General features: G+C 51.6%; 23 protein-coding genes. 6 read left to right on the top strand and 17 right to left on the bottom strand.

The window, feature by feature from the left end; all coding sequences use genetic code 11:
• The first annotated feature begins 336 nt into the window (after window positions 1–336).
• Window positions 337–1,092, top strand: coding sequence for a formylglycine-generating enzyme family protein (locus tag RSJ68_02510; protein WNU97647.1), 756 nt, complete (start codon window positions 337–339; stop codon window positions 1,090–1,092).
• A gap of 255 nt (window positions 1,093–1,347) precedes the next feature.
• On the opposite strand, the gene ispG is transcribed toward RSJ68_02510, so the two are convergent.
• From ispG to argH, 10 genes are all read right to left on the bottom strand, one after another.
• On the bottom strand, window positions 1,348–2,613 hold the full coding sequence (gene ispG, locus RSJ68_02505; GenBank protein WNU97646.1) for a flavodoxin-dependent (E)-4-hydroxy-3-methylbut-2-enyl-diphosphate synthase: 1,266 nt from the start codon (window positions 2,611–2,613) through the stop codon (window positions 1,348–1,350).
• A 2-nt stretch (window positions 2,614–2,615) separates the two neighbouring features.
• Window positions 2,616–3,488 carry a DUF4115 domain-containing protein gene (locus tag RSJ68_02500; GenBank protein ID WNU97645.1) on the bottom strand — a complete coding sequence of 291 codons (873 nt, stop codon included), beginning with the start codon at window positions 3,486–3,488 and terminating at the stop codon, window positions 2,616–2,618.
• Window positions 3,489–3,492: 4 nt separating this feature from the next.
• On the bottom strand, window positions 3,493–4,248 hold the full coding sequence (pilW, locus tag RSJ68_02495) for a type IV pilus biogenesis/stability protein PilW (protein ID WNU97644.1): 756 nt from the start codon (window positions 4,246–4,248) through the stop codon (window positions 3,493–3,495).
• Between the two features lie 2 nt (window positions 4,249–4,250).
• The gene (rlmN, locus tag RSJ68_02490; GenBank protein ID WNU97643.1) at window positions 4,251–5,345 is read right to left on the bottom strand and encodes a 23S rRNA (adenine(2503)-C(2))-methyltransferase RlmN; all 1,095 of its coding nucleotides are present in this window, start codon (window positions 5,343–5,345) and stop codon (window positions 4,251–4,253) included.
• A 260-nt stretch (window positions 5,346–5,605) separates the two neighbouring features.
• Window positions 5,606–6,031, bottom strand: a complete 426-nt coding sequence (gene ndk, locus RSJ68_02485; protein WNU97642.1) for a nucleoside-diphosphate kinase — start codon at window positions 6,029–6,031, stop codon at window positions 5,606–5,608.
• Window positions 6,032–6,149: 118 nt separating this feature from the next.
• Window positions 6,150–7,286 (bottom strand): cell division protein ZapE, encoded by a 1,137-nt coding sequence (gene zapE, locus RSJ68_02480; protein WNU97641.1) that lies wholly within the window; start codon window positions 7,284–7,286, stop codon window positions 6,150–6,152.
• A gap of 354 nt (window positions 7,287–7,640) precedes the next feature.
• On the bottom strand, window positions 7,641–7,955 hold the full coding sequence (locus RSJ68_02475) for an integration host factor subunit beta (protein ID WNU97640.1): 315 nt from the start codon (window positions 7,953–7,955) through the stop codon (window positions 7,641–7,643).
• 10 nt (window positions 7,956–7,965) lie between these two features.
• Window positions 7,966–9,651: a 30S ribosomal protein S1 gene (rpsA, locus tag RSJ68_02470; protein WNU97639.1), complete on the bottom strand. Its 1,686-nt coding sequence runs from the start codon at window positions 9,649–9,651 to the stop codon at window positions 7,966–7,968.
• A 155-nt stretch (window positions 9,652–9,806) separates the two neighbouring features.
• Entirely contained in the window at window positions 9,807–10,466 is a 660-nt protein-coding gene (gene cmk / locus RSJ68_02465; GenBank protein WNU97638.1) for a (d)CMP kinase, read from the bottom strand.
• Between the two features lie 225 nt (window positions 10,467–10,691).
• Entirely contained in the window at window positions 10,692–12,071 is a 1,380-nt protein-coding gene (gene argH / locus RSJ68_02460; GenBank protein ID WNU97637.1) for an argininosuccinate lyase, read from the bottom strand.
• A 77-nt stretch (window positions 12,072–12,148) separates the two neighbouring features.
• Between argH and RSJ68_02455 the strand changes: the two genes are divergently transcribed.
• Window positions 12,149–13,189 carry a histidine kinase gene (locus RSJ68_02455; GenBank protein ID WNU97636.1) on the top strand — a complete coding sequence of 347 codons (1,041 nt, stop codon included), beginning with the start codon at window positions 12,149–12,151 and terminating at the stop codon, window positions 13,187–13,189.
• 90 nt (window positions 13,190–13,279) lie between these two features.
• On the opposite strand, the gene RSJ68_02450 is transcribed toward RSJ68_02455, so the two are convergent.
• The 6 genes from RSJ68_02450 to rph all read right to left on the bottom strand — a co-directional run bounded on the left by RSJ68_02450 (window position 13,280) and on the right by rph (window position 20,225).
• Window positions 13,280–13,921 carry a glutathione S-transferase family protein gene (locus RSJ68_02450; GenBank protein ID WNU97635.1) on the bottom strand — a complete coding sequence of 214 codons (642 nt, stop codon included), beginning with the start codon at window positions 13,919–13,921 and terminating at the stop codon, window positions 13,280–13,282.
• A gap of 63 nt (window positions 13,922–13,984) precedes the next feature.
• Window positions 13,985–14,503 (bottom strand): ABC-type transport auxiliary lipoprotein family protein, encoded by a 519-nt coding sequence (locus RSJ68_02445; GenBank protein ID WNU97634.1) that lies wholly within the window; start codon window positions 14,501–14,503, stop codon window positions 13,985–13,987.
• A complete protein-coding gene (pqiB, locus tag RSJ68_02440) occupies window positions 14,503–16,164 on the bottom strand; it encodes an intermembrane transport protein PqiB (protein WNU97633.1) in 1,662 nt (553 codons plus the stop codon). Before pqiB ends, RSJ68_02445 begins: the two co-directional genes overlap by 1 nt.
• On the bottom strand, window positions 16,161–17,471 hold the full coding sequence (locus RSJ68_02435; protein WNU97632.1) for a paraquat-inducible protein A: 1,311 nt from the start codon (window positions 17,469–17,471) through the stop codon (window positions 16,161–16,163). The genes pqiB and RSJ68_02435 overlap by 4 nt, the downstream gene beginning before the upstream one ends.
• Before the next feature lie 427 nt (window positions 17,472–17,898).
• Window positions 17,899–19,116: an aspartate kinase gene (locus RSJ68_02430; GenBank protein WNU97631.1), complete on the bottom strand. Its 1,218-nt coding sequence runs from the start codon at window positions 19,114–19,116 to the stop codon at window positions 17,899–17,901.
• A 377-nt stretch (window positions 19,117–19,493) separates the two neighbouring features.
• Entirely contained in the window at window positions 19,494–20,225 is a 732-nt protein-coding gene (gene rph / locus RSJ68_02425; protein WNU97630.1) for a ribonuclease PH, read from the bottom strand.
• Between the two features lie 161 nt (window positions 20,226–20,386).
• Here rph and RSJ68_02420 point away from each other — a divergent pair, with 161 nt between their 5' ends.
• The 3 genes from RSJ68_02420 to RSJ68_02410 all read left to right on the top strand — a co-directional run bounded on the left by RSJ68_02420 (window position 20,387) and on the right by RSJ68_02410 (window position 24,194).
• A complete protein-coding gene (locus tag RSJ68_02420; GenBank protein ID WNU97629.1) occupies window positions 20,387–21,268 on the top strand; it encodes a YicC/YloC family endoribonuclease in 882 nt (293 codons plus the stop codon).
• 212 nt (window positions 21,269–21,480) lie between these two features.
• Window positions 21,481–22,869 (top strand): class II fumarate hydratase, encoded by a 1,389-nt coding sequence (fumC, locus tag RSJ68_02415; GenBank protein WNU97628.1) that lies wholly within the window; start codon window positions 21,481–21,483, stop codon window positions 22,867–22,869.
• Between the two features lie 185 nt (window positions 22,870–23,054).
• Window positions 23,055–24,194, top strand: a complete 1,140-nt coding sequence (locus tag RSJ68_02410; protein WNU97627.1) for a class I SAM-dependent RNA methyltransferase — start codon at window positions 23,055–23,057, stop codon at window positions 24,192–24,194.
• A 72-nt stretch (window positions 24,195–24,266) separates the two neighbouring features.
• Here RSJ68_02410 and gloA read toward each other — a convergent pair whose 3' ends face one another.
• A complete protein-coding gene (gloA, locus tag RSJ68_02405; protein ID WNU97626.1) occupies window positions 24,267–24,674 on the bottom strand; it encodes a lactoylglutathione lyase in 408 nt (135 codons plus the stop codon).
• Between the two features lie 218 nt (window positions 24,675–24,892).
• Here gloA and RSJ68_02400 point away from each other — a divergent pair, with 218 nt between their 5' ends.
• Complete coding sequence (locus RSJ68_02400; protein ID WNU97625.1) at window positions 24,893–26,434, top strand: Re/Si-specific NAD(P)(+) transhydrogenase subunit alpha; 1,542 nt, start codon at window positions 24,893–24,895, stop codon at window positions 26,432–26,434.
• Window positions 26,435–26,511 lie beyond the last annotated feature (77 nt).

Here is a 26,511-nt window from a genome sequence, read left to right as displayed (position 1 = left end):
ATCGAAAGATTGGTTTTTCAGACGACCTATCAAGTATCGAAGGTCGTCTGAAAAACCAGTTTCAAGTATAGTGGATTAAATTTAAATCAGGACAAGGCGACGAAGCCGCAGACAGTACAGATAGCACGGAACCGATTCACTTGGTGCTTCAGCACCTTAGAGAATCGTTCTCTTTGAGCTAAGGCGAGGCAACGTCGTACTGGTTTAAAGTTAATCCACTATATGCACGAACCGACAAGCCCAAAGCACAATAATCAGACGGCTTTTAAGGATTTTTATCCGGTTTCGCTATATAATCAGAGCCTAATACTCCGTATTCAGATGAGAAAGCCCGTTATGAAACTCATACCACTCCTCGCCTTCTTTACCCTTGTCGCAAGCGGCAGTGCAGCGGCGGCCGAAATGGCAAAAGTTGAAGGCGGCAGCTACCGCCCGCTCTATCTGAAGAAAGAAACAAGCCTCATTAAAGTCAAACCCTTCCAAATCGACAAATATCCCGTTACCAATGCCGAATTTGCAGAGTTTGTCAAAAAACACCCGCAGTGGCAAAAAGGCAAAGTCAGCTCCAAACAAGCCGAGCCTGCCTACCTCAAACACTGGGTTAAAACCGGCAGCAACAGCTACGCACCCAAACCCAACGAACTGAAACATCCGGTAACCAACGTATCTTGGTTTGCCGCCAATGCCTACTGTACTGCGCAAGGCAAACGCCTGCCGACCATAGACCAATGGGAATTTGCCGGACTGGCCTCCGCCACACAGAAAAACGGTTCTGCCGAACCCGGATACAACCGTACCATTCTTGACTGGTATGCAGACGGCGGCAGAAACGGCTTGCGCGATGTCGGCAAAAGCAAACCCAACTACTGGGGCATTTACGATATGCACGGCCTGATTTGGGAATGGACGGAAGACTTCAACAGCAGCCTGCTCTCGTCAGGCAATGCCGATACGCAAATGTTTTGCAGCGGCGCATCCGTAGGCTCCAGTGACCCATCAAATTACGCCGCCTTCCTGCGCTACGGCATTCGCACCAGCCTGCAATCGAAATACGTCCTGCACAACCTAGGCTTCCGTTGCGCCTCGAAATAACAGGTTTCATCACCAAAGCAGCTTTGGCGGTACTGAAAGGTATCGCCTTTTTTTTGAGTTTTAGGTTAATTTGAAAATAGCGAATGGACAAAACCTCCTCGTGCCTAACAAATTTAGCATGACCAAGTTTCTAACGGGCTGAATATTCCAAGCAACTGGTCTGTTCCTCTACCTCTTCGTAATTTTCATTAATAAATATACCGGCAAACCAAAAGGTCGTCTGAATGTTTTTCAGACGACCTTTATTCATTCCTATCAAGCTGACTGTATCGGGATAATACGGTTTTGACCGCGTTTTACACCGCCTTCGCAATAATTGGTTTTGACGTATTCTTCGACAATCTCTAAGAATTCGGCTGCGATATTGTCGCCTTTTAAAGTCACTTTGCGTTCTCCGTCAACATAAACCGGGGCAACAGGGGTTTCGCCGGTTCCGGGCAGGCTGATGCCGATGTCTGCCAGTTTGCTTTCGCCCGGTCCGTTAACGACGCAGCCCATTACGGCAACGTTTAAAGATTCTACACCGGGGTAAAGGGTGCGCCATACGGTCATTTTTTGGCGAAGGTAATTTTGTACATCTTGGGCAAGCTCTTGGAAGACTGTGCTGGTGGTGCGTCCGCAGCCCGGGCAGGCGGTAACCATGGGGGTAAACGAGCGCAGTCCCATGGTTTGTAGAATTTCCTGACCGACGATGACTTCCTGCGTGCGCGAGCTGTCGGGTTCGGGGGTCAGGGAAATGCGGATAGTGTCGCCGATGCCTTCTTGAAGCAGTACGGCCAAGGCGGCAGTCGAAGCGACAATGCCTTTGCTGCCCATACCTGCTTCCGTCAAGCCTAAGTGGAGCGGATATTGGCAGCGGCTGCCCAGCTCGCGGTAAACCTGAATCAAATCTTGAACGGAGCTGACCTTGCACGACAAGATGATTTTGTTTTCAGGCAAACCTAATCGGACGGCTTTTTCAGCAGATTCCAACGCCGAAATAATCAAGGCTTCTTTCATGATTTCTTCAGGCGGTTTGGGCGATGAGGACGCCAGATTGGCATCCATCATGCGCTTGGCGAGGCTTTGGTCAAGCGAACCCCAGTTGACGCCGATACGGACGGCTTTGTCGTTTTCGGCGGCAGTCCGAATCATATAGGCAAATTTTTCATCACCTTTTGCGCCTTTGCCGACATTGCCGGGGTTGATGCGGTATTTGGACAAGGCTTTGCCGCACTCGGGAAATTCTGCCAACAGACGTTCGCCATTGAAATGGAAGTCGCCAATCAGCGGGGTGGTGTAACCCATGTCGTCCAAACGTTGGCGGATTTCGGCAACTTTGGAGGCGGCTTCCGGGCTGTTGACGGTAATGCGCACCATTTCTGAGCCTGCATCGCTCAATTCTTTGACTTGCAGGGCGGTTGCTTTAGCATCTGCGGTGTCGGTATTGGTCATCGATTGCACGACAACGGGGGCATCCGAACCGACGGTGAGATGATCGATTTGTACTTGATGGGTTTGGCGGCGTTTGGGTGTGTTCATCTTTATTTTTTTCCTGCTACAAATGAAGCGGATTTTTCACCTGCGGCGCGGTATTGTATCAGCTGGATGGGCGTTCCGCCGTAATTGGCTTGCGCACCTGCGGCAATGCCGATCCAAACGTTGTAAGGCGCCCCGCCTTTAAAGCGTTTTTCACTGCCTGCGGGAATGATCCGGCTGAAAATCATGGTACCTTTCTTGTCGGTGATAATCAGATTGCTTCGGTATTGGACTTTAATCCAAAGCTCGTCTGAATCGACGTTGACTTCAGGTTCAGATGCCGCTGCTTCGGATTCGGCGACACTTGAAGCTGCTTTTTCGGCATTGGATATTTCTTGTTTGCCGTTTTCTGCCATATTGGAAACGGCAACATTTTCTTTTTTCAAATCCGGCGTCTGCATACTGTTGCGTACTGCATCGCTGTTTTGCGCGACTTGTTGTTCGTTTTCATGATTGGACTTGCTTTGCCAAACATAAATACCGCCGCCAAGCAGGATGAGCGCCGCCATGCCCAAAACCCATTTGGGAAAACCGACTTTTTCACCATCTTGGTAGTTTAAGCCGGTATTTTGTTTGCGGTCTACCAGATAGACATGGTCTTCTTCCGGCGCGGAAATGGCTTTCAGACGACCCGTAATGGTTGTTTCATCGATTTTCAACAGACGGGCATAAGAACGCAGATAGCCCATAACGAAGACCAATCCTGAAAAGAAAGAATAGTCTCCTTTTTCGAGCGCTTCAATTTGTTCGGCAGACAGTTTCAACCGTCGCGCTACTTCGTCAATATCCCAACCTGATTTTTGTCTGAGTTGTCTCAGCTCATCTCCCAATGATTGGGCAGTTTGAATGTCGTATTCGTTTTTCTTTTGATTTTCCATGTGGTTACTTACCTGTGGTTGCCGCCTGTAATTGTTCCGAGTAGGGGAAGTTTGCCCTTAGCTGGGCTTCGTATTCGTAGGCTGCCTGGCTATTGCCCAAAGCAGTCGCCAATTTCCAACCCAGCAGCAAATCATCTGCCTGCAAGACATCGACTTTGCTTTGGTATTGACGGAAATAATAGTCCGCTTCGTTTAAATTGCCTGCCAGCATTTTGGTCCTTGCCAATTCTTTAAACGCAGGCGGGAATTGAGGTTGCGCAGCCAAAGAGCGTTCGAGATAAGCTTCTGCCAGCGAATATTGTCCCATCTTCGCGCTGCAAATGCCCTTGTTGAGGTTGGCGATAAACGGAGAAGGATAAGTCGGATCGGCCAGGGCTTTGTCAAAATAACTGATGGACTGGGCAGGATTATTCATCTCGCTGCACAAGAACCAGCCGTAGTTATTGTTGATTTCCGCATTGTCAGGTTTCAAGGATAGGGCTTTTTGGAAGCTTTCCTGCGCCTTTTCGCGCACTTTGAGATATTGATAGATTTGTGCGCGAACCAGCCATGCATCTTCATTGCTGCTGTCCGCTTTCAATGCCTCTTCAATACTGACCGTTGCTTGACGGTAATCGCCCCCGCGCATGTATTCGATAGCCAACTGGGTTTTGATATTGGCGACCTGTGTCGCACGTTCCGCTCTGCTTGGACCTTTCGGGCCGGCGCATGCGCCCAAAACCAAAGTTAAAATAATGGGTTGCCAAATGTTCAGTTTCATAATCAGCTCTGTTGTTCAACCAAAATCTGCTGCCATTTTTGTTGGCGGCGTGTTTTATCTTGTACTTGTCCTGCCAATTGACCGCAAGCTGCGTCAATATCGTCGCCACGTGTTTTGCGGACGGTTACCACGAATCCTGCCTGCTGCAAAATATCGCGGAAAACGCGGATATTTTCATTGGTAGAGCGTTCGTAGCCGGAATTGGGGAAAGGATTGAACGGAATCAGATTGAATTTGCACGGTACGTCTTTTACCAGCTCAATCAGTTCGCGCGCATGTTGCGCTTTGTCATTGATTCCGTCCAACATAACGTATTCAAAAGTAATGAAATCTCTTGGTGCTTTGACCAAATAGCGTTGGCATGCCGCCATCAACTCTTTCAACGGATATTTTTTATTCAGCGGAACGATTTGATCGCGTACTTCGTCGTTGGAAGCATGAAGGGATACTGCCAGCGCAACAGGCATCGCATCGCGCAGCCTGTCCATTTGCGGCACCATACCCGATGTAGAAACGGTAACGCGGCGGCGGCTGAGGCCGTAGCCATGATCGTCCAGCATAATGCTCAGCGCAGTAACGACATTATCAAAGTTCGCCATTGGCTCGCCCATGCCCATCATGACTACATTGGAAATCACGCGTTCGTTTTTCGGCGTAACGCCCATTGCTTTATTTGCCCACCACAGTTGCCCAATGATTTCGGCAGCGGTCAGATTACGGTTGAAACCTTGGCGGCCGGTAGAGCAGAAGGTGCATTCCAATGCGCAGCCGACTTGCGAGGAAATACACAACGTACCGCGTTCTGCTTCGGGGATAAACACTGTTTCCACGCCGTTGCCCGTTCCTACATCCAACAGCCATTTGCGCGTCCCATCGGCGGATTCTTGCGCCATCATTAGTTTAGGCACATCCACGCTTGCCTGTTCGTTGAGTTTCAGGCGTAGGGATTTTGCCAAATCGGTCATTTCATCGAAACTTTGCGCACCGGCTTGGTGGATCCAGCGCATGACTTGTTTGGCGCGGAACGGTTTTTCGCCCATCTCGGCAAAATGATGGGTCAGTCCGTTTAAATCGTAATTCAGCAGATTGGTTTTCATGTGGTTTATTTCTTGGTAAAGCTTTTAATAAAGGCTGTCTTGATAAATCTTGCGAATCCGGCGGATTAGGGCGTTACATAGTGGGTTTGAACATGCACTGAATCTTGTTGAGCAAACAGCTTTTATTTCCAAGCTTCTTCTATCATATTTTCAGACGACCCCCATTTGAGAAAGGTCGTCTGAAAATAGATTGAGACAAACAATATCGACAAAACCGTCCAAACGCCCGAACCGGTCGGACGTTCGAACGGCATCTATCGTTAACGCGGGCAGATTTCGCTTTGGCTAAAGAAGTAGGCAATCTCGATTGCTGCGTTTTCCAGACTGTCAGAACCATGTACGGCGTTTACGCTGAGAGATTCGGCAAAATCGGCACGTATCGTACCGGGAGCGGCTTCCGCAGGGTTGGTCGCGCCCATCAGTTCACGGTTTTTTGCAACGGCATTTTCACCTTCCAACACCTGAATCATGACAGGACCGCTGGTCATAAAGGCAACCAAGCTGTCGTAAAAAGGACGCTCTTTATGGACAGCATAAAACTCTTGGGCTTCGCGCACGCTGAGGTGCTTCATTTTGGCGGCGACAATACGCAGTCCGTTGTCTTCAAAACGGCTGTAAATTTTGCCGATTACATTTTTACCTACAGCATCGGGTTTAACGATGGAGATCGTGCGCTCAATAGCCATATTATGTCCTTGTTTTTATTGCGTTGTGCAATAGTCTGAGGTTGGGGAAAATGAACTACTATTTTATCAAATTTCAGTATACTTTGGGGAAAGCCACTCTTTTTTCTTCTCCTGAATCTTATTTTTTTAACGTCAGATGCGGTTGCTCCAAATAAACTTCCGATTGCATTTCCACCATACGGCTGGCAGTACGGGTAAATTCTTCGGCGAAATCGCCTTCGACATAAATATCGTTTACGCTTACCGCGCTGGTGGCACAGAGTTTTACTCGGAAATCGTACAATACGTCAATCAGCCATGTAAGGCGGCGCGCTTCGGCTTTTTCCTGCGGCGTCAGACGTTCCAATCCTGATACGAACACCATTTCATAATGTTCGGCCAAATAGAGGTAATCGGCTTGCGAACGCGGACCAAAACATAAAGCGCGGAAATCGAACCAAATGGCGCGGTCGGATTGGGCTTTGTGCGGAATTTCGCGCCCGTGTATTACGCTGACACCGGGATTCAATTCAGCAATTCCCGCCATTTCTTTAAATAAAGCAGCCAGTTTCTGCTCGTTTTCTTCATTGTTGGGAACGAAGAAAATCTCGGCAGGACGTAAAGTACGCAGACGGTAGTCTTCCCCCCCGTCAACATTTAAGACGGTCAGACTGGATTCAATCAGCGCGATGGTCGGCAGAAAGCTGCTTCTGTTTTGACCTTGGGGATAAAGCTCGGACGGAGCATAGTTGGAAGTTGCCACCAAAACCACACCTTCGCTCAACAAGTTTTCCAGCAGGCGACCCAAAATCATCGCATCTGCAATATCGCTGACGTGAAATTCGTCAAAACACAATACGCGGGTCTCTTTGGCAATCTCAGCAGCAACTGCTTTTAAAGGGTTGGCTTCACTTTTCAAGTCTTTCAAACGCTTATGGATTTCCGCCATAAAGGCATGAAAGTGGACACGGCGTTTGCGGCGGTATGGCAAACAGCCGAAAAAAGCATCCATCAAGAAACTTTTGCCGCGACCCACGCCGCCGTAAAAATACAGACCTTTCGGTACTTGGGGAGAGCGCAGGCTGCGCCCTAGGAAACGATTGCGTTTGCGTTTGAACATCATCAGTTCCGTCCACAAACGATCCAAATATTCAATCGCCCGCGCCTGTGCTTCATCGCGGATGAAATTCGGTTGTTCAGCTGCCGCCTGATACCAAGTCAGCGGGCTGTGGTTTTCAAACGGAGGGGCGACAAACAGTTGACCTCTATCACTCATATCTGACCTTTATTATGTTTTTGGGTTTGACAATTATAGTGGATTAACTTTAAACCAGTACGGCGTTGCCTCGCCTTAGCTCAAAGAGAACGATTCTCTAAGGTGCTGAAGCACCAAGTGAATCAGTTCCGTACTATCTGTACTATCTGCGGCTTCGTCGCCTTGTCCTGATTTAAAGTTAATCCACTATACGTTTTATCAACGGGCAATCATTAAAAGAAACGTATTATAGATGATTTCAGACGCCCCTATGAATTTTCCATTACAAATCCCACCCAAATTACGAAAACAATAGAGAACCATATTTTCAGACAACAAAAACGCCGCATTTCTGCGGCGTTCGTTTACTCAGGTTTAGTTGGCATTTTCTTGTAAAGCCAAGTCCACACGTTCACGCAATTCCTTACCGGGCTTGAAGTGAGGGACGTGTTTTTCAGGCACTTCCACACGTTCGCCGGTTTTGGGGTTGCGGCCGATACGGGCCGGGCGATGGTTCAAATCGAAGCTGCCGAAACCACGGATTTCAATACGCTGACCGCGAGCCAGCGAGCGGGTCATGGTGTCAACCAAAACCTTTACGCTGTATTCGACGTCTTTTGCCAGCAATTGGTTACCGTTTTTCTCGGCAAAAACTTCTGCCAAACGAACCATTAATTCAGACTTCGTCATGTCTGCAACCTTATTCTTGGTCGCCGGACAGTTTGGCTTTCAGCAAGTCGCCAAGGCTGGTAGTACCTGCGCTGGCGGTTGCAGCAGCGTTGACTGAATTCAGGGCTTCACGGTTTTCTTTAGCGTCTTTGGCTTTAACAGACAGGCGGATGCTGCGGTTTTTGCGGTCGACGGTTACGATAACGGCTTCAACCTCATCACCTTCTTTCAGTTTGGTGGTCAGGTCTTCAACGCGGTCGGCTGCGAATTCGGAAGCAGGTAGATAGCCTTCTACTTCGTCAGACAGGGCAACAACGGCACCTTTGGCATCAACAGATTTCACAGAACCTTTAACCAAAGAACCTTTGTCGTTTACGCTGATGAAGTTACCGAAAGGATCGCCTTCCAGTTGTTTGATGCCCAAAGAGATACGCTCTTTGTCAACGTCGATTGCCAATACAACGGCTTCAACTTCTTCGCCTTTTTTGTATTTGCGTACAGCTTCTTCGCCGGCTTCAGTCCAAGACAGGTCAGACAGGTGAACCAGACCGTCGATACCGCCGGGCAGACCTACGAATACGCCGAAGTCAGTGATGGATTTAACCGCACCAGAGATTTTGTCGCCTTTGTTGTGGTTGGCGGCAAATTCTTCCCAAGGATTGGCTTGACATTGTTTCATGCCCAAAGAGATACGGCGGCGGTCTTCGTCGATTTCCAGAATCATGACTTCGACTTCGTCGCCCAATTGTACGACTTTGCTTGGGTGTACGTTTTTGTTGGTCCAGTCCATTTCGGAAACGTGTACCAAACCTTCGATACCTTGTTCGATTTCAACGAACGCACCGTAGTCGGTCAGGTTGGATACTTTACCGAACAGGCGGGTACCTTGTGGGTAACGACGGGTCAGACCGCTCCAAGGATCTTCGCCCAGTTGTTTCATACCCAGAGAAACGCGTTGTTTGTCTTGGTCGAATTTCAGGACTTTGGCTTCAACTTCTTGACCGACTTCCAGAACTTCGCTCGGGTGTTTCACACGGCGCCATGCCAGGTCGGTGATGTGCAACAGGCCGTCGATGCCGCCCAAGTCAACGAATGCACCGTAGTCGGTGATGTTTTTAACGATACCTTTGATGATAGAGCCTTCTTGCAGGTTTTCCAGCAGGGCTTTGCGCTCTTCACCCAAAGTAGCTTCCAGAACGGCACGGCGGGAAACCACGACGTTGTTGCGTTTTTTGTCCAGTTTGATGACTTTGAATTCGATTTCTTTGCCTTCAAAGTGGGAAGTGTCTTTAACGGGACGTACGTCAACCAAAGAACCCGGCAGGAATGCGCGGATGCTGTTGATCATAACGGTCAGGCCGCCTTTGACTTTGCCATTGATAACACCGGACAGGATGTCGCCGTTTTCCATCGCTTCTTCCAAAGCGATCCAGTCGGCAGCGCGTTTGGCTTTTTCGCGGGACAGTTTGGTTTCGCCGAAGCCGTTTTCAACGGATTCGATGGTAACGGTAACGAAATCGCCAACTTTAACTTCAATCTCGCCCTGAGCGTTTTTGAATTCAGCAACGTCAATCAGAGATTCTGATTTCAGGCCTGCATTAACGGTAACGAAGTTTTGATCGATTGCCACGACTTCGGCAGTAATCACCTCACCCGGGTTCATTTCTTGCAGGGTAAAGCTTTCTTCAAGCAACTGGGCAAAATTTTCCATAGTCATATATACTCTTTTCGGTACACCGCCAAGGGGTGCGGGGTAGGTTGGAGAATGCCTGCCGCCCTTGGCACGGCAGGCTTTGAAAATAAATATTTCAGACGACCTTCGGATGCTCCAAAGGTCGTCTGAAACAAAACGCAGGGATTATACCCTAAATTTCAAACTTTATGATACCAATCAAGCACTTTTTTTACAGCTTCTTCGATACTCAGCCCGCTCGTATCCAAAAGTTCCGCATCGGGAAGCTGCTTTAAGGGCGCGACGCTGCGGCGGCGGTCCGCTTCATCGCGTGCCTCGATGTCCGACAAAATCCGTTCAAATTCCAAGCCTTCGCATGGAATGCCGATTTGTTTGGCGCGGCGTTCCGCCCGTATTTTCGCACCTGCGGTCAGAAAAACCTTTAACGCCGCATCGGGGAAAACAACCGAACCCATATCGCGCCCGTCGGCGACCAAACCTTTTCCCGTTAGAAAATCACGCTGCCGCTGCAAAAGCGCGGCACGCACTTTTGGCAACTGCGCCACTGCAGAAGCGCCCATGCCGATGGCTTCGCTGCGGATTTGTCCCGAAACGTCTTCATCATCCAAAAAGACCTGAGTGCCTTCAAAGCGGGCGGGCAGATTTTCTGCCAGCGCGGCAACCGCCTCTTCATCGTTCCATTCCACATCCCGTTTCTTCGCATACAGCGCGGTCAGGCGGTATAACGCGCCGGAGTCCAGATAATCGAACCCTAAAGCCTGAGCGATGCGGGAAGCGACTGTGCCTTTCCCCGATGCACTGGGTCCGTCTATGGCGATGACTTTTTGTTTGGTATTCATATTTTGGCTTTCTGAGAATAATGTAGGAGGTCGTCTGAAAACAGATGCACCGAAAATATCTTATTTTTCGAATATGCGGGCAATGGTTAAAGTTCTACGACGACCCGGAATTTTACGGGGATAATGTTAAAAAGCAAATCTGACTATTCATCAGTTACTTCACCAGAAAAGGTCGTTTGAAAGCCCTATTTTCGGTTTTCAGACGACCTTTCTATCTATTTCTCTTTAAACCAACAATTCCCTCCAGCGTTTCACTTGGAAGCGGACTTGCTCCGGCGCGGTTCCGCCCAAGTGGTTGCGCGCGTTCAGACTACCTTCGGGTGTCAGTACGCCGTACACGTCGTCTGAAATCAGGTTGCTGAAGCCTTGCAGGACTTCGAGCGGCAGTTCGCTCAAATCGACGCCCGCTTGGTCGGCATGGCGCACGGCTTGGGCGACGACTTCGTGGCTGTCGCGGAAAGGCATGCCTTTTTTCACCAAGTAATCCGCCAAATCGGTGGCGGTGGCGAAGCCCTGCATCACGGCGGCGCGCATATTGTCGGGTTTGACGGTCACGCCGCGCATCATGTCAGCGTAAATCCGCAGGGTGTCGATGAGCGTGTCGGCGGTGTCAAATAGCGGTTCTTTGTCTTCCTGATTGTCTTTGTTGTACGCCAAGGGCTGCGATTTCATCAGGGTAATCAAGCCGATAAGGTGCCCGATGACACGGCCGGATTTGCCGCGCACGAGTTCGGGCACATCAGGATTTTTCTTCTGCGGCATGATGGATGAACCCGTACAGAAGCGGTCGGCGATGTCGATAAAGCCGAAACGCGGACTCATCCACAAAATCAATTCTTCAGACAGGCGGCTCAGGTGAACCATAATCAGCGAGGCGGCGGCGGTGAACTCGACGGCAAAATCGCGGTCGGATACGGCATCGAGCGAGTTTTGGCAGATTTGTTCGAAACCCAGCAATTCGGCGGTGATTTCGCGCTGAATCGGATAAGTCGTACCGGCAAGGGCGGCAGCACCGAGCGGCATACGGTTGACGCGTTTGCGACAGTCGGTCATGCGTTCGAAATCGCGTCCGAGCATTTCGACGTAGGCGAGCATGTGGTGTCCGAAACTGACGGGCTGGGCGACTTGCAGATGGGTGAAACCGGGCATGACGGTTTCGGCGTTTTGTTCCGCCAAATCTACCAAGGACGTTTGCAGGCTCCGAATCAGGTCTTGAATGACGGTAATCTGGTCGCGCAGCCACAGGCGGATGTCGGTGGCGACTTGGTCGTTGCGGCTGCGGCCGGTATGCAGGCGTTTGCCGGCATCGCCGATTTTTTCGGTCAGGCGGCGTTCGATGTTCATGTGAACGTCTTCCAAATCCAGCGACCAAGAAATAGTACCGTCCTTGATTTCTGCTATAATCTCCGCCATTCCCCGACGGATCGCCGCCAAATCTTCTTCACTCAAAACACCTGATTGAACAAGCATTTGCGCGTGCGCCAGCGAACCCTGAATGTCCCACTCGGCAAGCCGTTTGTCGAAATCGATCGAACCGGTGTATTTTTTCACCAGCTCGGAAACAGGCTCGTTAAAACGGCCCGACCAGGTTTTGTCCTTACTCATGGTTTCGTCCTTCAGATAAAATAACAGAGCCAATAAGGCTCGTATAAACGCATTAAAAGAAAACGGTTGGAAATTTTATGTCTATTATACGTCAAATCAACAATACATTCGCCGCCCCCGACCTGCGCAATTCCGCGACAGTCGTGCGCCTTTTGATTATTGTCTTGGGCAGTCTGTTTTTTCTGCCCTTAATCAGCGATTCCTCACTCTCCTATTCCGCAGAAATTTACCATCACTCCAAATGGATTTTCCCCGTATTTTTGGGTATTTTGATCAAAGCCTATTTCGTCAATATCTTCACCCCTGCCATCAAAACATCGCCCTACGGCGTCATTATTACCTATTTTTTGAACTTATCGATATTTGCAATCGTCGATTTCTTTATTCTGAAAACACACGGCAGAACGCTCTCGCAACATTTTTTCCTGTTCAACCTGTTCCTGCTCGGATTGATGTATTACGAAGGTTCCCGCCGCAACGGCCTTGCACCTTCGGTTTCCGAAGCCCGCCTCAGCGCGCTGACCGCCCGTATCCGCCCGCATTTCCTGTTCAACAGCCTCAATGCCGCCATCAGCCTCATCCGCCTGCGCCCGTATGATGCGGAAACCCTGTTGGAAAACCTCGCCAACCTCTTCCGCGCCCAACTGCGCGACGGCAGCCAAAGCAGCTCTTTAGGACAAGAAATCGAATGGGCTCGCGAATACATCGCCATCGAACAAATCCGTATGGGTCATATGCGCGTGCAGGTTATGTGGCAGCACCAGGCGCCCGATGACGCGGAAACGCCGCACCTCCTGCTCCAACCCCTTTTGGAAAACGCGGTCTTCCACGGCGTCGAGTCGACCCACCGCCCCGGCATGATCACCGTGTTTACCAAGCTCAACAAATCATCCATCTATATCCGTATCGAAAACCCCTACACCCCGCCCGAAAGCAGTGAAAACACCAAACCGCACAAAGGCAACTCGATGGCATTGCACAACCTCAAAGAACGCCTGACGCTGATGTACGACAACGATGCCAAAATCCAAAGCCGCCAACTCGACGGCATTTTCCGCGTCGACATCCGCCTGCCTTACCGCAAAAAAGCCTCTGATGTGAACAGGCTGTTCGGTTGAGAAAACATCATCGAATATGACAACAAAGGTCGTCTGAAAACCCGATTGAAAAGGGTTTTCAGACGACCTTTTTATTTTAATAGCCTTGATTTACTCTGCAGGCGGCATTTGGGCGGCGGTTTCCAGCATCCATGCTGTGGTTTCGGCAAAGGCAGGGCGGGCGAGATGTTTGGCGGCGTAGCGTTGCAATACGTCGGATTCATCGGCGGGCAACACTTTCCAATTTTGCGTTAAGTGCAGAATCAGCGCGGAGCAGTACAAATCCATCGCGGTAAAGCTGTTGCCGACGATGTAGTCGCGGTTTTTCAAGTGTTCGCGCAAGGTGTTCCATGCGGTATCGAAATCGCCGTAACCGATTTGGAGGCGGCATTCGGGCGTATCGACGGGCAGGTTGTGCAGTTTGTTGAAGGCTGCGTATTCGAGGTGCATCAATATACACATCCAGCGGTAGTATTCGCCGCGTTCCAATGTACCTGCGGCAGGGATGAGGTGTTTGTCGGGGAACTGTTCCGCCAAAAAGGTAATGATGGCGGTCGATTCGGTCAGTACAGCATCACCAAATTTGAGCGCAGGGACTTGCCCTTGTGGATTGATGGCGAGATATTCGGCGGATTTCATTTGTGTGCCGAACTGGACGGGTACGACGGTGTATTCCGCGCCGCATTCTTTGAGCATCCATACGACGTATCTGCCGCGTGAAAAGGGATGGGTGTAGAGCGTGATGTTGTGCATGTTTCTTCCTTTTACACGATGAATGGTTTTGGCAAAACCACAGCGGGTTTTCAGACGACCTCATCAATAGGCGATGCTTTTTGCTGCTTCGTTCAAACCGTTTTCCAAAGATTCCAGCATGGCGGTATAGCCGTCGCCTTGTTGCGGGGTGGTAACGTCAAACGGTTTGTTGCGCCCGTCCGGCCACAGGGCGTAGCCGCTGACGGTAGTCTGCCCCTGATAGCTGCCTTGGAAGGCTTCAACATAGATTTTCAGGGTTTGCCCGCTTTGGCTGCGCGAGGCGGGAACGAAAGTATGGCGCGGGTTGAGGCGGTTGAGTTTGTTGCTGAGGTTTGCCGCCAGCGCACCGTCGAGCGGCGCCGCCCAAAGGTGGTTCTTCGCCAGATTCACATGATACGCGTCGGTTTGGTAAACGAGGCCGCCGTTGGCAAGCGGTTCGGCAAGGTTGACTTTGACCGCTATTTCACTGCCTTGAGCCGCCGGCCGGATGTATTGGCTGTCGGGCAGGACGAAATATTGCGGGCTTTGCGCGGTGCCGCAGGCGGCAAGCGTCAGGGCGGCGGCAATCGGGAAGAGGCGCATTATCGGCTTCCTTTCGGGATGGGGTCTTTGCTGCTGCTGTTGAAAATCAGCGCGTTGGGTTTTTCTTTCAAGGTATTAATGACGGGCTGTACGTCTCTGAGGGTTTTGTCCAAACTTTGCAGGGTATTTTGCACGTCGCCGTAGATGGGCGATTGCGGCGATACGCCTTGCAGGGTTTGACGCAATTCTTTCAGGGTTTGGTTCAGCTCGTCCGGAATGTTTTGCGTTTGCGGTTTGCCGACCAGTTTGTCAATGGAGCTTAGGGCGGCATTGGCGGATTTGAGGGTGGATTTGAGTTCGGCAAGCGAGCCGTTCAACCCGGCAACGGTTTTATCCAACGGCAGGTTGTTGAATTTCTCCAGCAAATCCGCCACTTTCGCCTGCAAATCGTCCAAACCGCCGCCTTGAGTGGCAATGACGGTATCGCCTGCGTAAACGGTGTGCGGTCTCAGCTTGGGCGAAGACGAGGGTTGGTCGGTCAGTTCGACCATTTTGCTGCCGGTAATCAAGTTGTTGCTGGAAATGGTGGCGGTCAGACCTTTGCCCAAAGCTGCTTGGAATTGTTGTTTCCAATGCTCTTTGCTTTGTTCTTCGGCATTGATTTCCATGCGCGACGGCTCGATGCGGATGCGCACGGGAATCCAGCCGTTTTCAAACAGATGCAGGCTGTCGTTTCGGTCAAAATAGGGAACGTCGGAAACCACGCCCACATTCAGTCCTTTATATTCGACAGGCGAACCGGCGGTCAGCCCGCGTACGGACTGTTTGAAAAACGAGGTGTAATACAACGAACGGTCGTCGGGCAGGTTTGCCACTTCGCTGCGGCTGTCGTAAAGCGTGAAACTGTCTTCGCTTTTCACATTTTTGCTGTTTTTGGTTTTCGGCGAATCAAACGAAATTGCGCCGGAAAGCAACGCGGGCAAAGGAGCGGAATTGAGTTTCACACCGCTGCCCGTGGTTTCGATATTGATGCCGCTCTCCAGCCAAAAGCGGCTTTCCGAATTAATCAATTTGTCGTTCGGGCTTTGGATGAAGATGGTGTAATGCACGGTTTGGTCGGCAGGCTCGAAATGCGCGCTTTCTACCTGTCCGACCATAAAGTTTTCATAAAGCACCGGGCTGCTGACGTTGAGGATTTTATCGTTTTGACCGACCAGCTTCAGACGCAGGCCGCTTTGTCCGATGGCGGCAATCGGCGGGATGTCCTGCACTTCAAATACGTCCTTTGTCTCTTCACTTTTGCCGGGCGTAAACGCGATATAAGAACCTGAAAGAAGCGTACCTAAACCGGTTACACCGCTCTGATCGATACGCGGCCTGACCACCCAAAACTGGGTATCGCTGCGTATCAGATCGGTTGCGTCCGCATTAAACTGGGCGGTAACTTCCACGCCTTTTTGGTCGTCGCGCAGCTTGATGCGGGTAACGTGTCCGACATCGACGTTCAACACTTTAATCACCGTATTGTTGACTTCAATGCCTTCCGCGCTGTCCATCAAAAGCGTGACGACCGGACCTCGGTTGCGGATGTCCTTTACCAGCAGCCAGCCGCCCGCAATCAGCGCAATCAGCGGAATCAGCCACACGATAGACGTGAAGACATTGGTTTTTTTGACGCGCGCGGGTGCGCGATGCGTTTGAGAAGAATCGTGTTTTTTCATTGTTTCTGGTTATCGTCGGAATCGGGGTCGTCTGAAAGCTGCTGCCGCCTGTCCCAAATCAGGCGGGGGTCGAAATAATAGGCAGACAGCATGGTCAATACCACTACCAGGCAGAAATACACCGCCGCCCCGCCGGGGACGACGCGCGCCATGTTGGTGTGGAAAGAACTCATCAAAATAATAATCACAAAAATATCGATCATCGACCAGCGGCCGATGGATTCGGTAATCCGGTAAAGCACCGACATTTTCGACGCGCTCATCGGCGGTTTGAAATAAGCGGACGCAATCAAAACCGCCATCGCGATAATCTTCAATACCGGCACCAAAATACTCGCGCTGAAAATAATCACCGCAATCAGCCTGTCGCCGTCGTTCCACATATACACAATGCCGTTGAAAATCGTATTGACTTCCAGTGCGGTAGGGTTCGACGAAATCATAATCGGCAGAATATTTGCGGGGAAATACAGGATAAACGCCGCAATCAAAAACGCCAGCGAAATGCTCAGGCTTTTCGGGCGGCGGCGGTACAAATCCGCACCGCAGACCTCGCAAGGCTGCTCGTCTTTATCGCGGAAATACAGGCAGCGGCTGCAACAGGTTTTGTCGTCGGATGCCGTTTGCACCGCATCCCCGCCCGTCAGTTTGTGGATTTTATAATAAACCCAATGCTGCGGAATCGAGACCGAAGTCCGAATCAGCATGACCGACAGCGCAAACATCAAATAAAACGCCGAGCCGAATTCCACTGCCGCCACAGAAGAGAGCTTGATATACGCCACCAAAGTGGAAATAAAAAACACATCCACCATAATCGCATGACGCAGCCTGACCAAAACCCGCGTCGCAAACCGCAGCGCAGGATATGCCCGCTCGCGCACCAGCGCGGTATAAACGTACAGGCAGAGCAGCAAAAACAATACCGGTGCGCCGAAAGTGAGGACGAACATCACTTCCGCCAGAAAGCCGTAATCCTGATAAATCAGGAGCAGCATCATTTCCGGCAGCGACAAGACGGATGTTACGCCTAAGAGTTCCACTCGGATATAAACCATGCTGTACGCAAACGCCATCAGAATCAGCGAAGTCGCCGCGTAAGCCAGCGGCGCAACATAAGGATTGTTTTCTACCTCGACTACTTCATGATTGCACACCGGACAATGCGCTTCCTGTCCCTGCCGCAGGCGCGGAATATCCATGCGGTTGCCGCAGTCCGGGCAATCCACCGTATGCGCCGGCAGCGATGCGTCGGGCAGGTAGGATTTATAACGCCACCAGCGCGTATAGCTAGAAATCGGTTTCATGGGAAAAGGGGGAGGACGGAAAAGTGTATAGAAAGACTCGGCATTATAAGGGAAAACAGAAAGATAGCCTAACCTCACTAAATATCAAGACATCAAAATATCAAGGCATCAAAAAGTCGTCTGAATACATTGCTGTTACTGCCTATATCTGACAAGCCGGAGTAAATCAAAACAGTAAATATCTACATTGTTATAGCGGATTAAAATAAAAATGAGACAAAGCGGCAACGGGTGCCGTTTACGGATAGTATATAAGGGCGTTGGCAACGCTGTATCATTACAATTTTAATCCGCTATACCACCACCCTCCCCTGTAATCTTTTCACTCAAAAATGCCTGATTCAAAAAACTGGGCTACTTTACCACAATAAAATAAAAGGTCGTCTGAAAATAAAATTTCAGACGACCTTTCAAGCATATAACCCGATTAACCCAAATCAAATGCTTTATGCAGGACGCGGGTGGCGAGTTCCATGTATTTCTCGTCAATCAAGACGGAAACTTTGATTTCCGAGGTGGAAATCATTTGGATATTGATGCCTTCTTCGGCAAGGGTGCGGAAGATTTTGGCGGCGACGCCGACGTGCGAACGCATGCCCAAGCCGACTGCGGAGACTTTGCACACGGTGTCGTCGCCGTCGATGGCGGCTGCGCCGATGCTGTCTTGCAGTTTGGTCAGGATTTCAATGGTTTGTTTGTACTCGCCGCGCGGTACGGTGAAGGAGAAATCAGTGGTGCCTTCGCTGCCGACATTTTGGATGATCATGTCCACTTCGATGTTGGCATCGGCAACCGCGCCTAAAATCTGATAGGCGACGCCGGGTTTGTCGGGCACGCCGCGCACGTTGATGCGGGCTTGGTTTTTATCGAATGCGATACCGGTTACGGCAGCTCTTTCCATGTTTTCGTCCTCTTCAAAGGTAATTAAAGTGCCGTTGCCGCCGTCTTGCAGGCTGCTCAGTACGCGCAGGCGCACTTTGTATTTTCCGGCGAATTCTACTGAACGGATTTGCAAAACTTTCGAACCGAGGCTTGCCAGTTCGATCATTTCTTCAAATGTAACCGTATCCATGCGGCGCGCTTCAGGCACGACGCGGGGGTCGGTGGTGTAAACGCCGTCTACATCGGTATAGATTTGGCATTCGTCCGCTTTGAGGGCTGCGGCGAGCGCAACGGCGGAGGTGTCTGAACCGCCGCGTCCGAGCGTGGAAATATTGCCTTCGCTGCTGATGCCTTGGAAACCGGCAACGATGACGACTTTGCCTGCGTCGAGGTCGGCACGCATTCTTTGGTCATCAATGCTTTCGATGCGGGCTTTGGTGTGGGCGGTATCGGTTTTGAGGGCGGCCTGCCAGCCGGTATAGCTTTTGGCATCCACGCCGATGTCTTTCAATGCCATCGCCAAAAGGCCGATGGTCACTTGCTCGCCGGTGGACAAAACTACGTCCAGCTCTCGCGGATCGGGATGCTCCTGCATTTCGTGCGCCAGCGCAACCAGGCGGTTGGTTTCGCCGCTCATGGCGGATACGACGACAACGATGTCGTGTCCTTCGGCGCGGGCTTTGGCGACACGTTTGGCTACGTTTTTAATGCGTTCGGGCGAGCCTACTGATGTGCCGCCGTATTTATGTACGATTAACGCCATGTTTCGTGCTTTCTTGAGGGGAGTTGGTAGGGCAGCAGGGTTTGCTGGAAAAGGGCTTATTATTACTATTTTTTACATGAAATTCAAGAACCGGCGACTCTTTCTCAGACATCGGTTGATTATTGTCATGAAAAGGCTTTTTTATTTCGGATTGCACAAAAAACCGTATGATGAAAAACAGTTTTTCAGACAGCCTTCTATTAAGTCAGAGTCCGTAAAAACCTGACTTCCAGCGTATGCCCGGCTTGACGCGTGTCATGCGATACGCCGAGAAAACGCTGATTCGGAGTCGATTTTCGTGTACAAGGGGTCCGACCAAATTACCTAAAGCCCTACAATCCACAATCTATCATTGGATTTCAAACAACATCTTGTACTCAGACCGTTGCAGATAAAGCCGTCTGCTGGTGCAACACCAGTTGGCCGATGCCTTTTTGTGCCAGCGCAATCAGTTTGCCCAATTCGTCCAAACTGAACGGCGCGCCTTCCGCCGTGCCTTGGATTTCGATGATTTTGCCCGAAACGGTCATAACGATGTTGACGTCGCTGTCGCAGCCGGAATCTTCGGGGTAATCCAAATCCAAAAGCGGTACACCGTTCACGACGCCTGCGGAGACGGCGGCAACGGCTTCGCGGATGGGATTTTCGCTGATGAGGTCGTCTGAAAGCAGCTTGTTGACCGCAATTTGCAGTGCGACGAATGCGCCGGTAATAGACGCGGTGCGCGTTCCGCCATCAGCCTGAATCACGTCGCAGTCAATTAGGATTTGGCGTTCGCCCAGTTTTTCCATATCTACGACGGCGCGCAGCGAACGCCCGATCAGACGCTGGATTTCCTGAGTGCGACCCGACTGCTTGCCTGCCGTGGCTTCACGGCGCATACGCGAGGCGGTGGACGCGGGCAGCATCCCGTATTCGGCAGTAACCCAGCCCTGCCCCTTGCCGCGAAGGAACGGCGGAACATTTTCGTCGATGGAAGCGGTGCAGATAACTTTGGTGTTGCCGCATTCGATAAGGCACGAACCGTCGGCGTGCGGCAGGAAGTGCGGGGTGATTTTGATGTCGCGCAGGCTGTCGGCAGCGCGTGAAGTGCGGGTGTAACTGCTCATGATTTGTCCTTTGGGGAAGCGGTGAAAATTTGTGGTCGGTATTATACGGGATTCGGCTGGATGGCTGTTTAAGGTCGTCTGAAATCGTTTTCAGACGACCTTATCCTATATTGTGTTATAGTCCCGCCACTTTCACTCGTATATTGAAACGGAGTAAAACCATGACTCAATCCATCCATATCCACAGTATGACCGGCTTTGCCAATGCCGCAGGCGAATGCGGCGGCAAGCGCGTGAACTTGGAAATCCGCGCGGTGAACCACCGTTATCTGGATGTCCAATTCCGTATGCCTGAAGAATTGCGTTATCTGGAAGGCGCGTTGCGCGAGAAAATTGCGGCTTCGGCCGCACGCGGCAAACTGGAATGCCGTATTCAGTTGCAGGACGCGGCAGTCGGCGGGCAGAGTTTGGAAACCAATGAAGAATTGGTGAAACAGTTGTCCGATTTGAACAAAACTTGGCGCAAGGAACACGGTTTCGGCAAGCTGACAGTCGCTGAAGTGTTGCGCTTTCCGGGTGTATTGGCAGGTCAAAGCGAAGACCCCGAAGCTTTGGCGAAAACCGTGCAAGAGCTGTTGGACGAAGCGTTGAAAGAGTTTGCCGCCGCCCGCAAACGCGAAGGCAAAAAACTCGGCGAACATCTGTTGCAACGTTTGTCCAGCATGGAAGAAATCGTGGATGCCTTGAGCGAACTGTTCCCCAGCCTGCTTCAGGCGCATATGGACAAGGTGAACGCGCGTTTGGCGGAAGCAGTCGGCAATATCGACAATGACCGTTTGCAACAGGAATTTGCGCTGTTTATCCAAAAATCGGACGTTGACGAAGAATTCAGCCGCCTGCGCACGCACATCGCCGAAGTCCGCCGTATTGTGACAGAAAACAAAGGCAGCGCGGGCAAACGCTTGGACTTCCTGATGCAGGAATTGAACCGCGAGGCAAACACGCTGGGCAGCAAAGCAATCGCGGCGGAATGCACGCAGGCTTCAGTCGAACTGAAAGTCTTAATCGAGCAAATGCGCGAGCAGGTTCAAAACATCGAATAAGCCTTCAAAAATAAAGCAAAGGTCGTCTGAAAAGCCATTTTCCGCTTTTCAAACGACCTTTTTTGATACCGCAATCCGCACCCTGCCCTATTGTTCAATATACTGCCTCACCCTATTTACCAAACCCCCTTCCCCCGCTTTTCAGACGACCTCCTGCCCGCTATAATACGCTTGCAAATTATTTGCATTATCATTTAATTCAGGAGAAACGCATGAGCACCCGTACCGAACACGACACCATGGGCAATGTCGAAGTCCCGTCCGAAGCCTATTGGGGCGCGCAGACCCAGCGCAGCCGCAACAATTTCAAAATCGGCGGCGAAACCCTGCCGCAGCCGCTGATTTATGCTTTGGCGCTGGTGAAAAAAGCCGCAGCCGCCACCAATGTTTCCCTCGGCAGGATTAAGCCTGAGCAGGCGGATTTGATTACGCAGGCGGCGGACGACGTGTTGAACGGCAAGCTCGACGGGCAGTTTCCTTTAGTAGTATGGCAGACCGGCTCCGGCACGCAGTCCAATATGAACATGAACGAAGTGCTGGCAAACCGCGCCAACGAAATCGCCGGTACGGGTTTGGCGGCGTACCAGCCCGTCCATCCCAACGACCATGTGAACCACGCGCAATCGACCAACGACGCGTTCCCGACCGCCATCCACGTCGCCGCCGCGATTGAAATCAACCGCCACCTTATTCCGGCGGTAAAAGCCCTGCGCGACACCTTGGACAAAAAAGCCAAAGAATTCGCCCCCATCGTCAAAATCGGCCGCACCCACTTGCAGGACGCGACGCCGCTGACTTTGGGACAAGAATTTTCCGGCTACGTTTCCCAACTCGACCACGGCTTAGGTCGTCTGAACGACGCGCTCAAAGGTTTGTACGAACTCGCTTTGGGTGGCACGGCAGTCGGCACGGGTTTGAACAGCCATCCCGAATACGCCGAAAAAGCCGCCGCCAAACTCGCCGAACTGTCCGGCCTGCCGTTTGTCAGCGCGCCGAACAAATTTGAAGCCTTGGGCGGACGCGATGCAGCCGTTGCCGCTTCGGGCGCACTGAAAACGCTGGCGACAAGCCTGAACAAAATTGCCAACGACATCCGCTGGCTGGCAAGCGGCCCGCGCTGCGGTTTGGGCGAAATCAAAATCCCCGAAAACGAACCGGGTTCGTCCATCATGCCGGGCAAAGTCAACCCAACCCAATGCGAGGCGATAACCATGGTGTGCTGCCAAGTGTTCGGCAACGACGTTACCATCGGCATGGCGGGCGCGTCGGGTAATTTCGAGCTGAACGTCTATATGCCCGTTATCGCCTACAACCTTTTGCAATCCATCCGCCTATTGGGCGACGCATGCAACAGCTTCAACGAAAACTGCGCCGCCGGCATCGAACCCGTACCGGAAAAAATCGACTATTTCCTGCACCATTCCCTGATGCTCGTTACCGCATTGAACCGCAAAATCGGCTACGAAAACGCCGCCAAAGTCGCCAAAACCGCCTATAAAAACGACAAATCGCTGCGCGAAACCGCCGTTGAGTTGGGCTTGCTGACAGGCGAAGAGTTTGACGAACTGGTTGTCCCCGCCGATATGGTTCATCCGCGCTGATTGATGGTTTGAAATACGGTAAAGGTCGTCTGAAAACCGGGATTGGTTTTCAGACGACCTTCTTTATCTCAACAGCCATATCGCCCGCTTTCTGCAATTTTCAGACGACCTTTCGATAATCCCGTTGCGAAAAGCATTATAATTATCGCAATCCCAGTTCAACCGCCCTACCCCGAAAGGTTCGCATGACCACTTATTCCCTCTTCGTTACCTGTCCGCGCGGTCTCGAAGCCCCTTTATCCCAAGAACTCGAACAACTCAAATGCCAAGACATCCGCGCCGTTGACGGCGGCGTCGCGTGCAAAGGCGGTATGGAGCAGGTGTACCGCATCAACCTGCATTCGCGCACAGCCAGCCGCGTGTTGCTGCGCCTGACCAAAAGCGGTTACCGCAGCGAACAAGAGATTTATAAAGTGGCGAAAAATATCCGCTGGACGGATTGGTTCGGCTTGGAACAAACCTTCAAAGTCAAAGTAGAAGGCAAACGTGCCCAAGTCAAAAGTTTGGATTTCGTAGGACTGAAAATCAAAGATGCCGTGTGCGACGTGTTCCGCGACACTTGCGGCGCGCGCCCCAGCGTCGGCAAAATCCGCCCCGACATCCGCATCCATGCCTTTATCGACGAACGCGACATTCAAATTTTCATCGACACATCCGGCGAAGCCTTGTTCAAACGCGGCTACCGCCAAGACACGGGTGAAGCGCCGATGCGCGAGAACTTGGCGGCAGGGTTGCTGCTGCTGGCGGGCTATGACGGCACGCAGCCTTTCCAAGACCCGTTTTGCGGCAGCGGCACCATCGTCATCGAAGCCGCGTGGATTGCCACCCGCCGCGCGCCCGGTTTGATGCGCCGTTTCGGATTTGAAAAGCTGAAAAATTTCGATACCGCCCTTTGGAAAACGCTGCAACACGAAGCCGAAACGCAAATCCGCCCCGCGCCTGCCCCGATTTCAGGCAGCGACAACGACCGCCATATGATTCGCGCTGCCGTTGCCAACGCCCAAGCTGCCGAAGTGGACACGTTTATCCGTTTTGAAGTCAAAGACGCGCAGGACACCCGTCCGAACGGAGAAGGCGGCATTTTGATTTCCAATCCGCCTTACGGCGTCCGCCTTGCCGAAATCCAAGCCTTACAAGCCCTTTATCCGCAGTTGGGCGCGTGGTTGAAGCAGCATTACGCGGGCTGGCTGGCGGGAATGTTTACCGGCGACCGCGATATGCCGAAATTCATGCGTCTTTCGCCCAAACGCAAAATCCCGCTCTACAACGGCAACTTAGACTGCCGCCTGTTTTTGATGGATATGGTCAAAGGGTCGAACCGATAAATATGATAAAGGTCGTCTGAAACAGATTTGGCGGGTTTCACCAAACGTTTCAGACGACCTTTTGACAAAAAATCAGTATTTCACCGAATCATTGCCACTGTTTTTCTGAATAAACTCGATTTTATAGCCGTCGGGATCTTCAACAAAAGCAATAACGGTCGTGCCGTGCATCATCGGCCCTGCTTCGCGCACGACTTTTCCACCCATTTCTTTTACACGTTCGCAAGCTTTATAAGCATCGTCCACTTCGATAGCGATGTGGCCGTAGGCGTTGCCTAAATCGTAGCTTTCGGTATCCCAGTTGTGGGTCAGTTCCAAAACCGTATTTTCAGCTTCGCTGCCATAACCGACAAAAGCCAGCGTGAAACGGCCTTCCGGATAATCGTGGCGGCGCAAGAGCTTCATGCCCAAAACGTTTTGATAAAAGTCCAAGGATTTTTCAAGGTTGCCGACGCGCAGCATGGTGTGGAGCAGGCGCATGATTGTGTTCCTTTTATATGTTGTTAAAACAGGATTTTAACACGAAACGCAAGCCCTAACCCGTATCAATGGCAGCAAACATAAGCTTTCAGACGACCTTTACCGTAAAAGCAAACCATCCGCCGCAGCTATTGCCAGCCGTCGAAAAATTCGCTATAAGGGAATTATATGAAACATATTAACATTTATATACAGACAACCTAAAAAAGGATTCAGAGATGAAAATCGGTATCCCACGCGAGTCATTATCCGGCGAAACCCGCGTCGCCTGTACGCCTGCCACCGTTGCCCTGTTGAGCAAACTGGGCTTTGAAACCGTTGTCGAAAGCGGCGCAGGTTTGGCGGCGAGTTTGGACGATGCCGCTTACCAAACAGCAGGTGCGACCGTTGCCGATAAAGCGACGGTTTGGGCCTGTCCTTTGATTTATAAGGTCAACGCGCCGTCCGAAGGCGAGCTGCCGCTGCTCAAAGAAGGGCAGACCATCGTCAGCTTCCTGTGGCCGCGCCAAAACGAGGCTTTGGTCGAAGCCTTGCGCGCCAAGAAAGTGAACGCGCTGGCGATGGACATGGTGCCCCGCATTTCCCGCGCGCAGGCTTTGGACGCTTTGTCTTCGATGGCAAACATCAGTGGCTACCGCGCCGTAATTGAAGCCACCAACGCCTTCGGCCGTTTCTTCACCGGTCAAATCACTGCCGCCGGCAAAGTGCCGCCCGCGCAGGTTTTGGTGATTGGCGCAGGTGTGGCGGGTTTGGCGGCGATTGGTACGGCAAACTCGCTCGGCGCAGTGGTGCGCGCGTTCGATACCCGCTTGGAAGTGGCGGAACAAATCGAATCGATGGGCGGTAAGTTCCTGAAACTCGACTTCCCGCAAGAATCGGGCGGCAGCGGCGACGGCTACGCCAAAGTGATGAGCGACGAATTTATCGCCGCCGAGATGAAGCTCTTTGCCGAGCAGGCGAAGGAAGTGGACATCATCATCACCACCGCCGCCATTCCGGGCAAACCCGCGCCCAAGCTGATTACCAAAGAAATGGTGGAAAGCATGAAATCCGGCTCCGTCATCGTCGATTTGGCGGCGGCGACGGGCGGTAACTGCGAACTCACCAAACCGGGCGAATTGTTCGTAACCGACAACGGCGTGAAAATCATCGGCTACACCGACATGGCAAACCGCCTTGCCGGACAGTCTTCCCAGCTTTACGCCACCAATTTGGTCAACCTGACCAAGCTGTTAAGCCCGAACAAAGACGGCGAAATCACACTGGATTTTGAAGACGTGATTATCCGAAATATGACTGTTACCCGCGACGGCGAAATCACCTTCCCGCCTCCGCCGATTCAAGTTTCCGCCCAGCCGCAGCAAACGCCGTCTGAAAAAGCCGCGCCTGCCGCCAAGCCGGAGCCGAAACCCGTTCCCCTGTGGAAGAAACTCGCGCCCGCCGTCATCGCCGCCGTGTTGGTGCTGTGGGTTGGCGCGGTTGCACCCGCAGCATTCTTGAACCACTTCATCGTGTTCGTCCTCTCCTGCGTCATCGGCTACTACGTCGTCTGGAACGTCAGCCACTCGCTGCATACCCCGCTGATGTCCGTGACCAACGCCATTTCCGGCATCATCGTCGTCGGCGCGCTGCTGCAAATCAGCCAAGGCAACGGCTTCGTTACCCTGCTTGCCTTCATCGCCATCCTGATTGCCAGCGTCAACATCTTCGGCGGCTTCTTCGTAACACGCCGGATGTTGAATATGTTTAGGAAAGGATAAGGCAGAGGGTTTCAGGCTGCCTTTCCCTGCGTAGGTTCGGATTTCACATCCGATCGCCCGTTAGATGCAGCCTGAAA

Source organism: Neisseria sp. DTU_2020_1000833_1_SI_GRL_NUU_006 (genome assembly GCA_032388755.1).
GTDB lineage: Bacteria > Pseudomonadota > Gammaproteobacteria > Burkholderiales > Neisseriaceae > Neisseria > Neisseria sicca_C.
Note: the sequence above shows the minus strand (reverse complement) of the source record. Positions and strands in the feature narration are given on the sequence as shown.

Excerpts from the sequence above, each read along its gene's own strand:
- RSJ68_02500 (WNU97645.1), bottom strand. The coding sequence starts at position 3,488 with ATGGAAAATCAAAAGAAAAACGAATACGACATTCAAACTGCCCAATCA.
- RSJ68_02430 (WNU97631.1), bottom strand. The coding sequence starts at position 19,116 with ATGGCGTTAATCGTACATAAATACGGCGGCACATCAGTAGGCTCGCCC.
- RSJ68_02435 (WNU97632.1), bottom strand. The coding sequence starts at position 17,471 with ATGAAACCGATTTCTAGCTATACGCGCTGGTGGCGTTATAAATCCTAC.
- pqiB (WNU97633.1), bottom strand. The coding sequence starts at position 16,164 with ATGAAAAAACACGATTCTTCTCAAACGCATCGCGCACCCGCGCGCGTC.
- cmk (WNU97638.1), bottom strand. The coding sequence starts at position 10,466 with ATGAATACCAAACAAAAAGTCATCGCCATAGACGGACCCAGTGCATCG.
- rpsA (WNU97639.1), bottom strand. The coding sequence starts at position 9,651 with ATGACTATGGAAAATTTTGCCCAGTTGCTTGAAGAAAGCTTTACCCTG.
- RSJ68_02475 (WNU97640.1), bottom strand. The coding sequence starts at position 7,955 with ATGACGAAGTCTGAATTAATGGTTCGTTTGGCAGAAGTTTTTGCCGAG.
- RSJ68_02450 (WNU97635.1), bottom strand. The coding sequence starts at position 13,921 with ATGCACAACATCACGCTCTACACCCATCCCTTTTCACGCGGCAGATAC.
- RSJ68_02510 (WNU97647.1), top strand. The coding sequence starts at position 337 with ATGAAACTCATACCACTCCTCGCCTTCTTTACCCTTGTCGCAAGCGGC.
- RSJ68_02445 (WNU97634.1), bottom strand. The coding sequence starts at position 14,503 with ATGCGCCTCTTCCCGATTGCCGCCGCCCTGACGCTTGCCGCCTGCGGC.
- gloA (WNU97626.1), bottom strand. The coding sequence starts at position 24,674 with ATGCGCCTGCTCCACACCATGCTGCGCGTCGGCAACCTTGAAAAATCC.
- pilW (WNU97644.1), bottom strand. The coding sequence starts at position 4,248 with ATGAAACTGAACATTTGGCAACCCATTATTTTAACTTTGGTTTTGGGC.
- RSJ68_02410 (WNU97627.1), top strand. The coding sequence starts at position 23,055 with ATGACCACTTATTCCCTCTTCGTTACCTGTCCGCGCGGTCTCGAAGCC.
- ispG (WNU97646.1), bottom strand. The coding sequence starts at position 2,613 with ATGAACACACCCAAACGCCGCCAAACCCATCAAGTACAAATCGATCAT.
- fumC (WNU97628.1), top strand. The coding sequence starts at position 21,481 with ATGAGCACCCGTACCGAACACGACACCATGGGCAATGTCGAAGTCCCG.
- RSJ68_02400 (WNU97625.1), top strand. The coding sequence starts at position 24,893 with ATGAAAATCGGTATCCCACGCGAGTCATTATCCGGCGAAACCCGCGTC.
- argH (WNU97637.1), bottom strand. The coding sequence starts at position 12,071 with ATGAGTAAGGACAAAACCTGGTCGGGCCGTTTTAACGAGCCTGTTTCC.
- ndk (WNU97642.1), bottom strand. The coding sequence starts at position 6,031 with ATGGCTATTGAGCGCACGATCTCCATCGTTAAACCCGATGCTGTAGGT.
- RSJ68_02455 (WNU97636.1), top strand. The coding sequence starts at position 12,149 with ATGTCTATTATACGTCAAATCAACAATACATTCGCCGCCCCCGACCTG.
- rph (WNU97630.1), bottom strand. The coding sequence starts at position 20,225 with ATGAGCAGTTACACCCGCACTTCACGCGCTGCCGACAGCCTGCGCGAC.
- RSJ68_02420 (WNU97629.1), top strand. The coding sequence starts at position 20,387 with ATGACTCAATCCATCCATATCCACAGTATGACCGGCTTTGCCAATGCC.
- rlmN (WNU97643.1), bottom strand. The coding sequence starts at position 5,345 with ATGAAAACCAATCTGCTGAATTACGATTTAAACGGACTGACCCATCAT.
- zapE (WNU97641.1), bottom strand. The coding sequence starts at position 7,286 with ATGAGTGATAGAGGTCAACTGTTTGTCGCCCCTCCGTTTGAAAACCAC.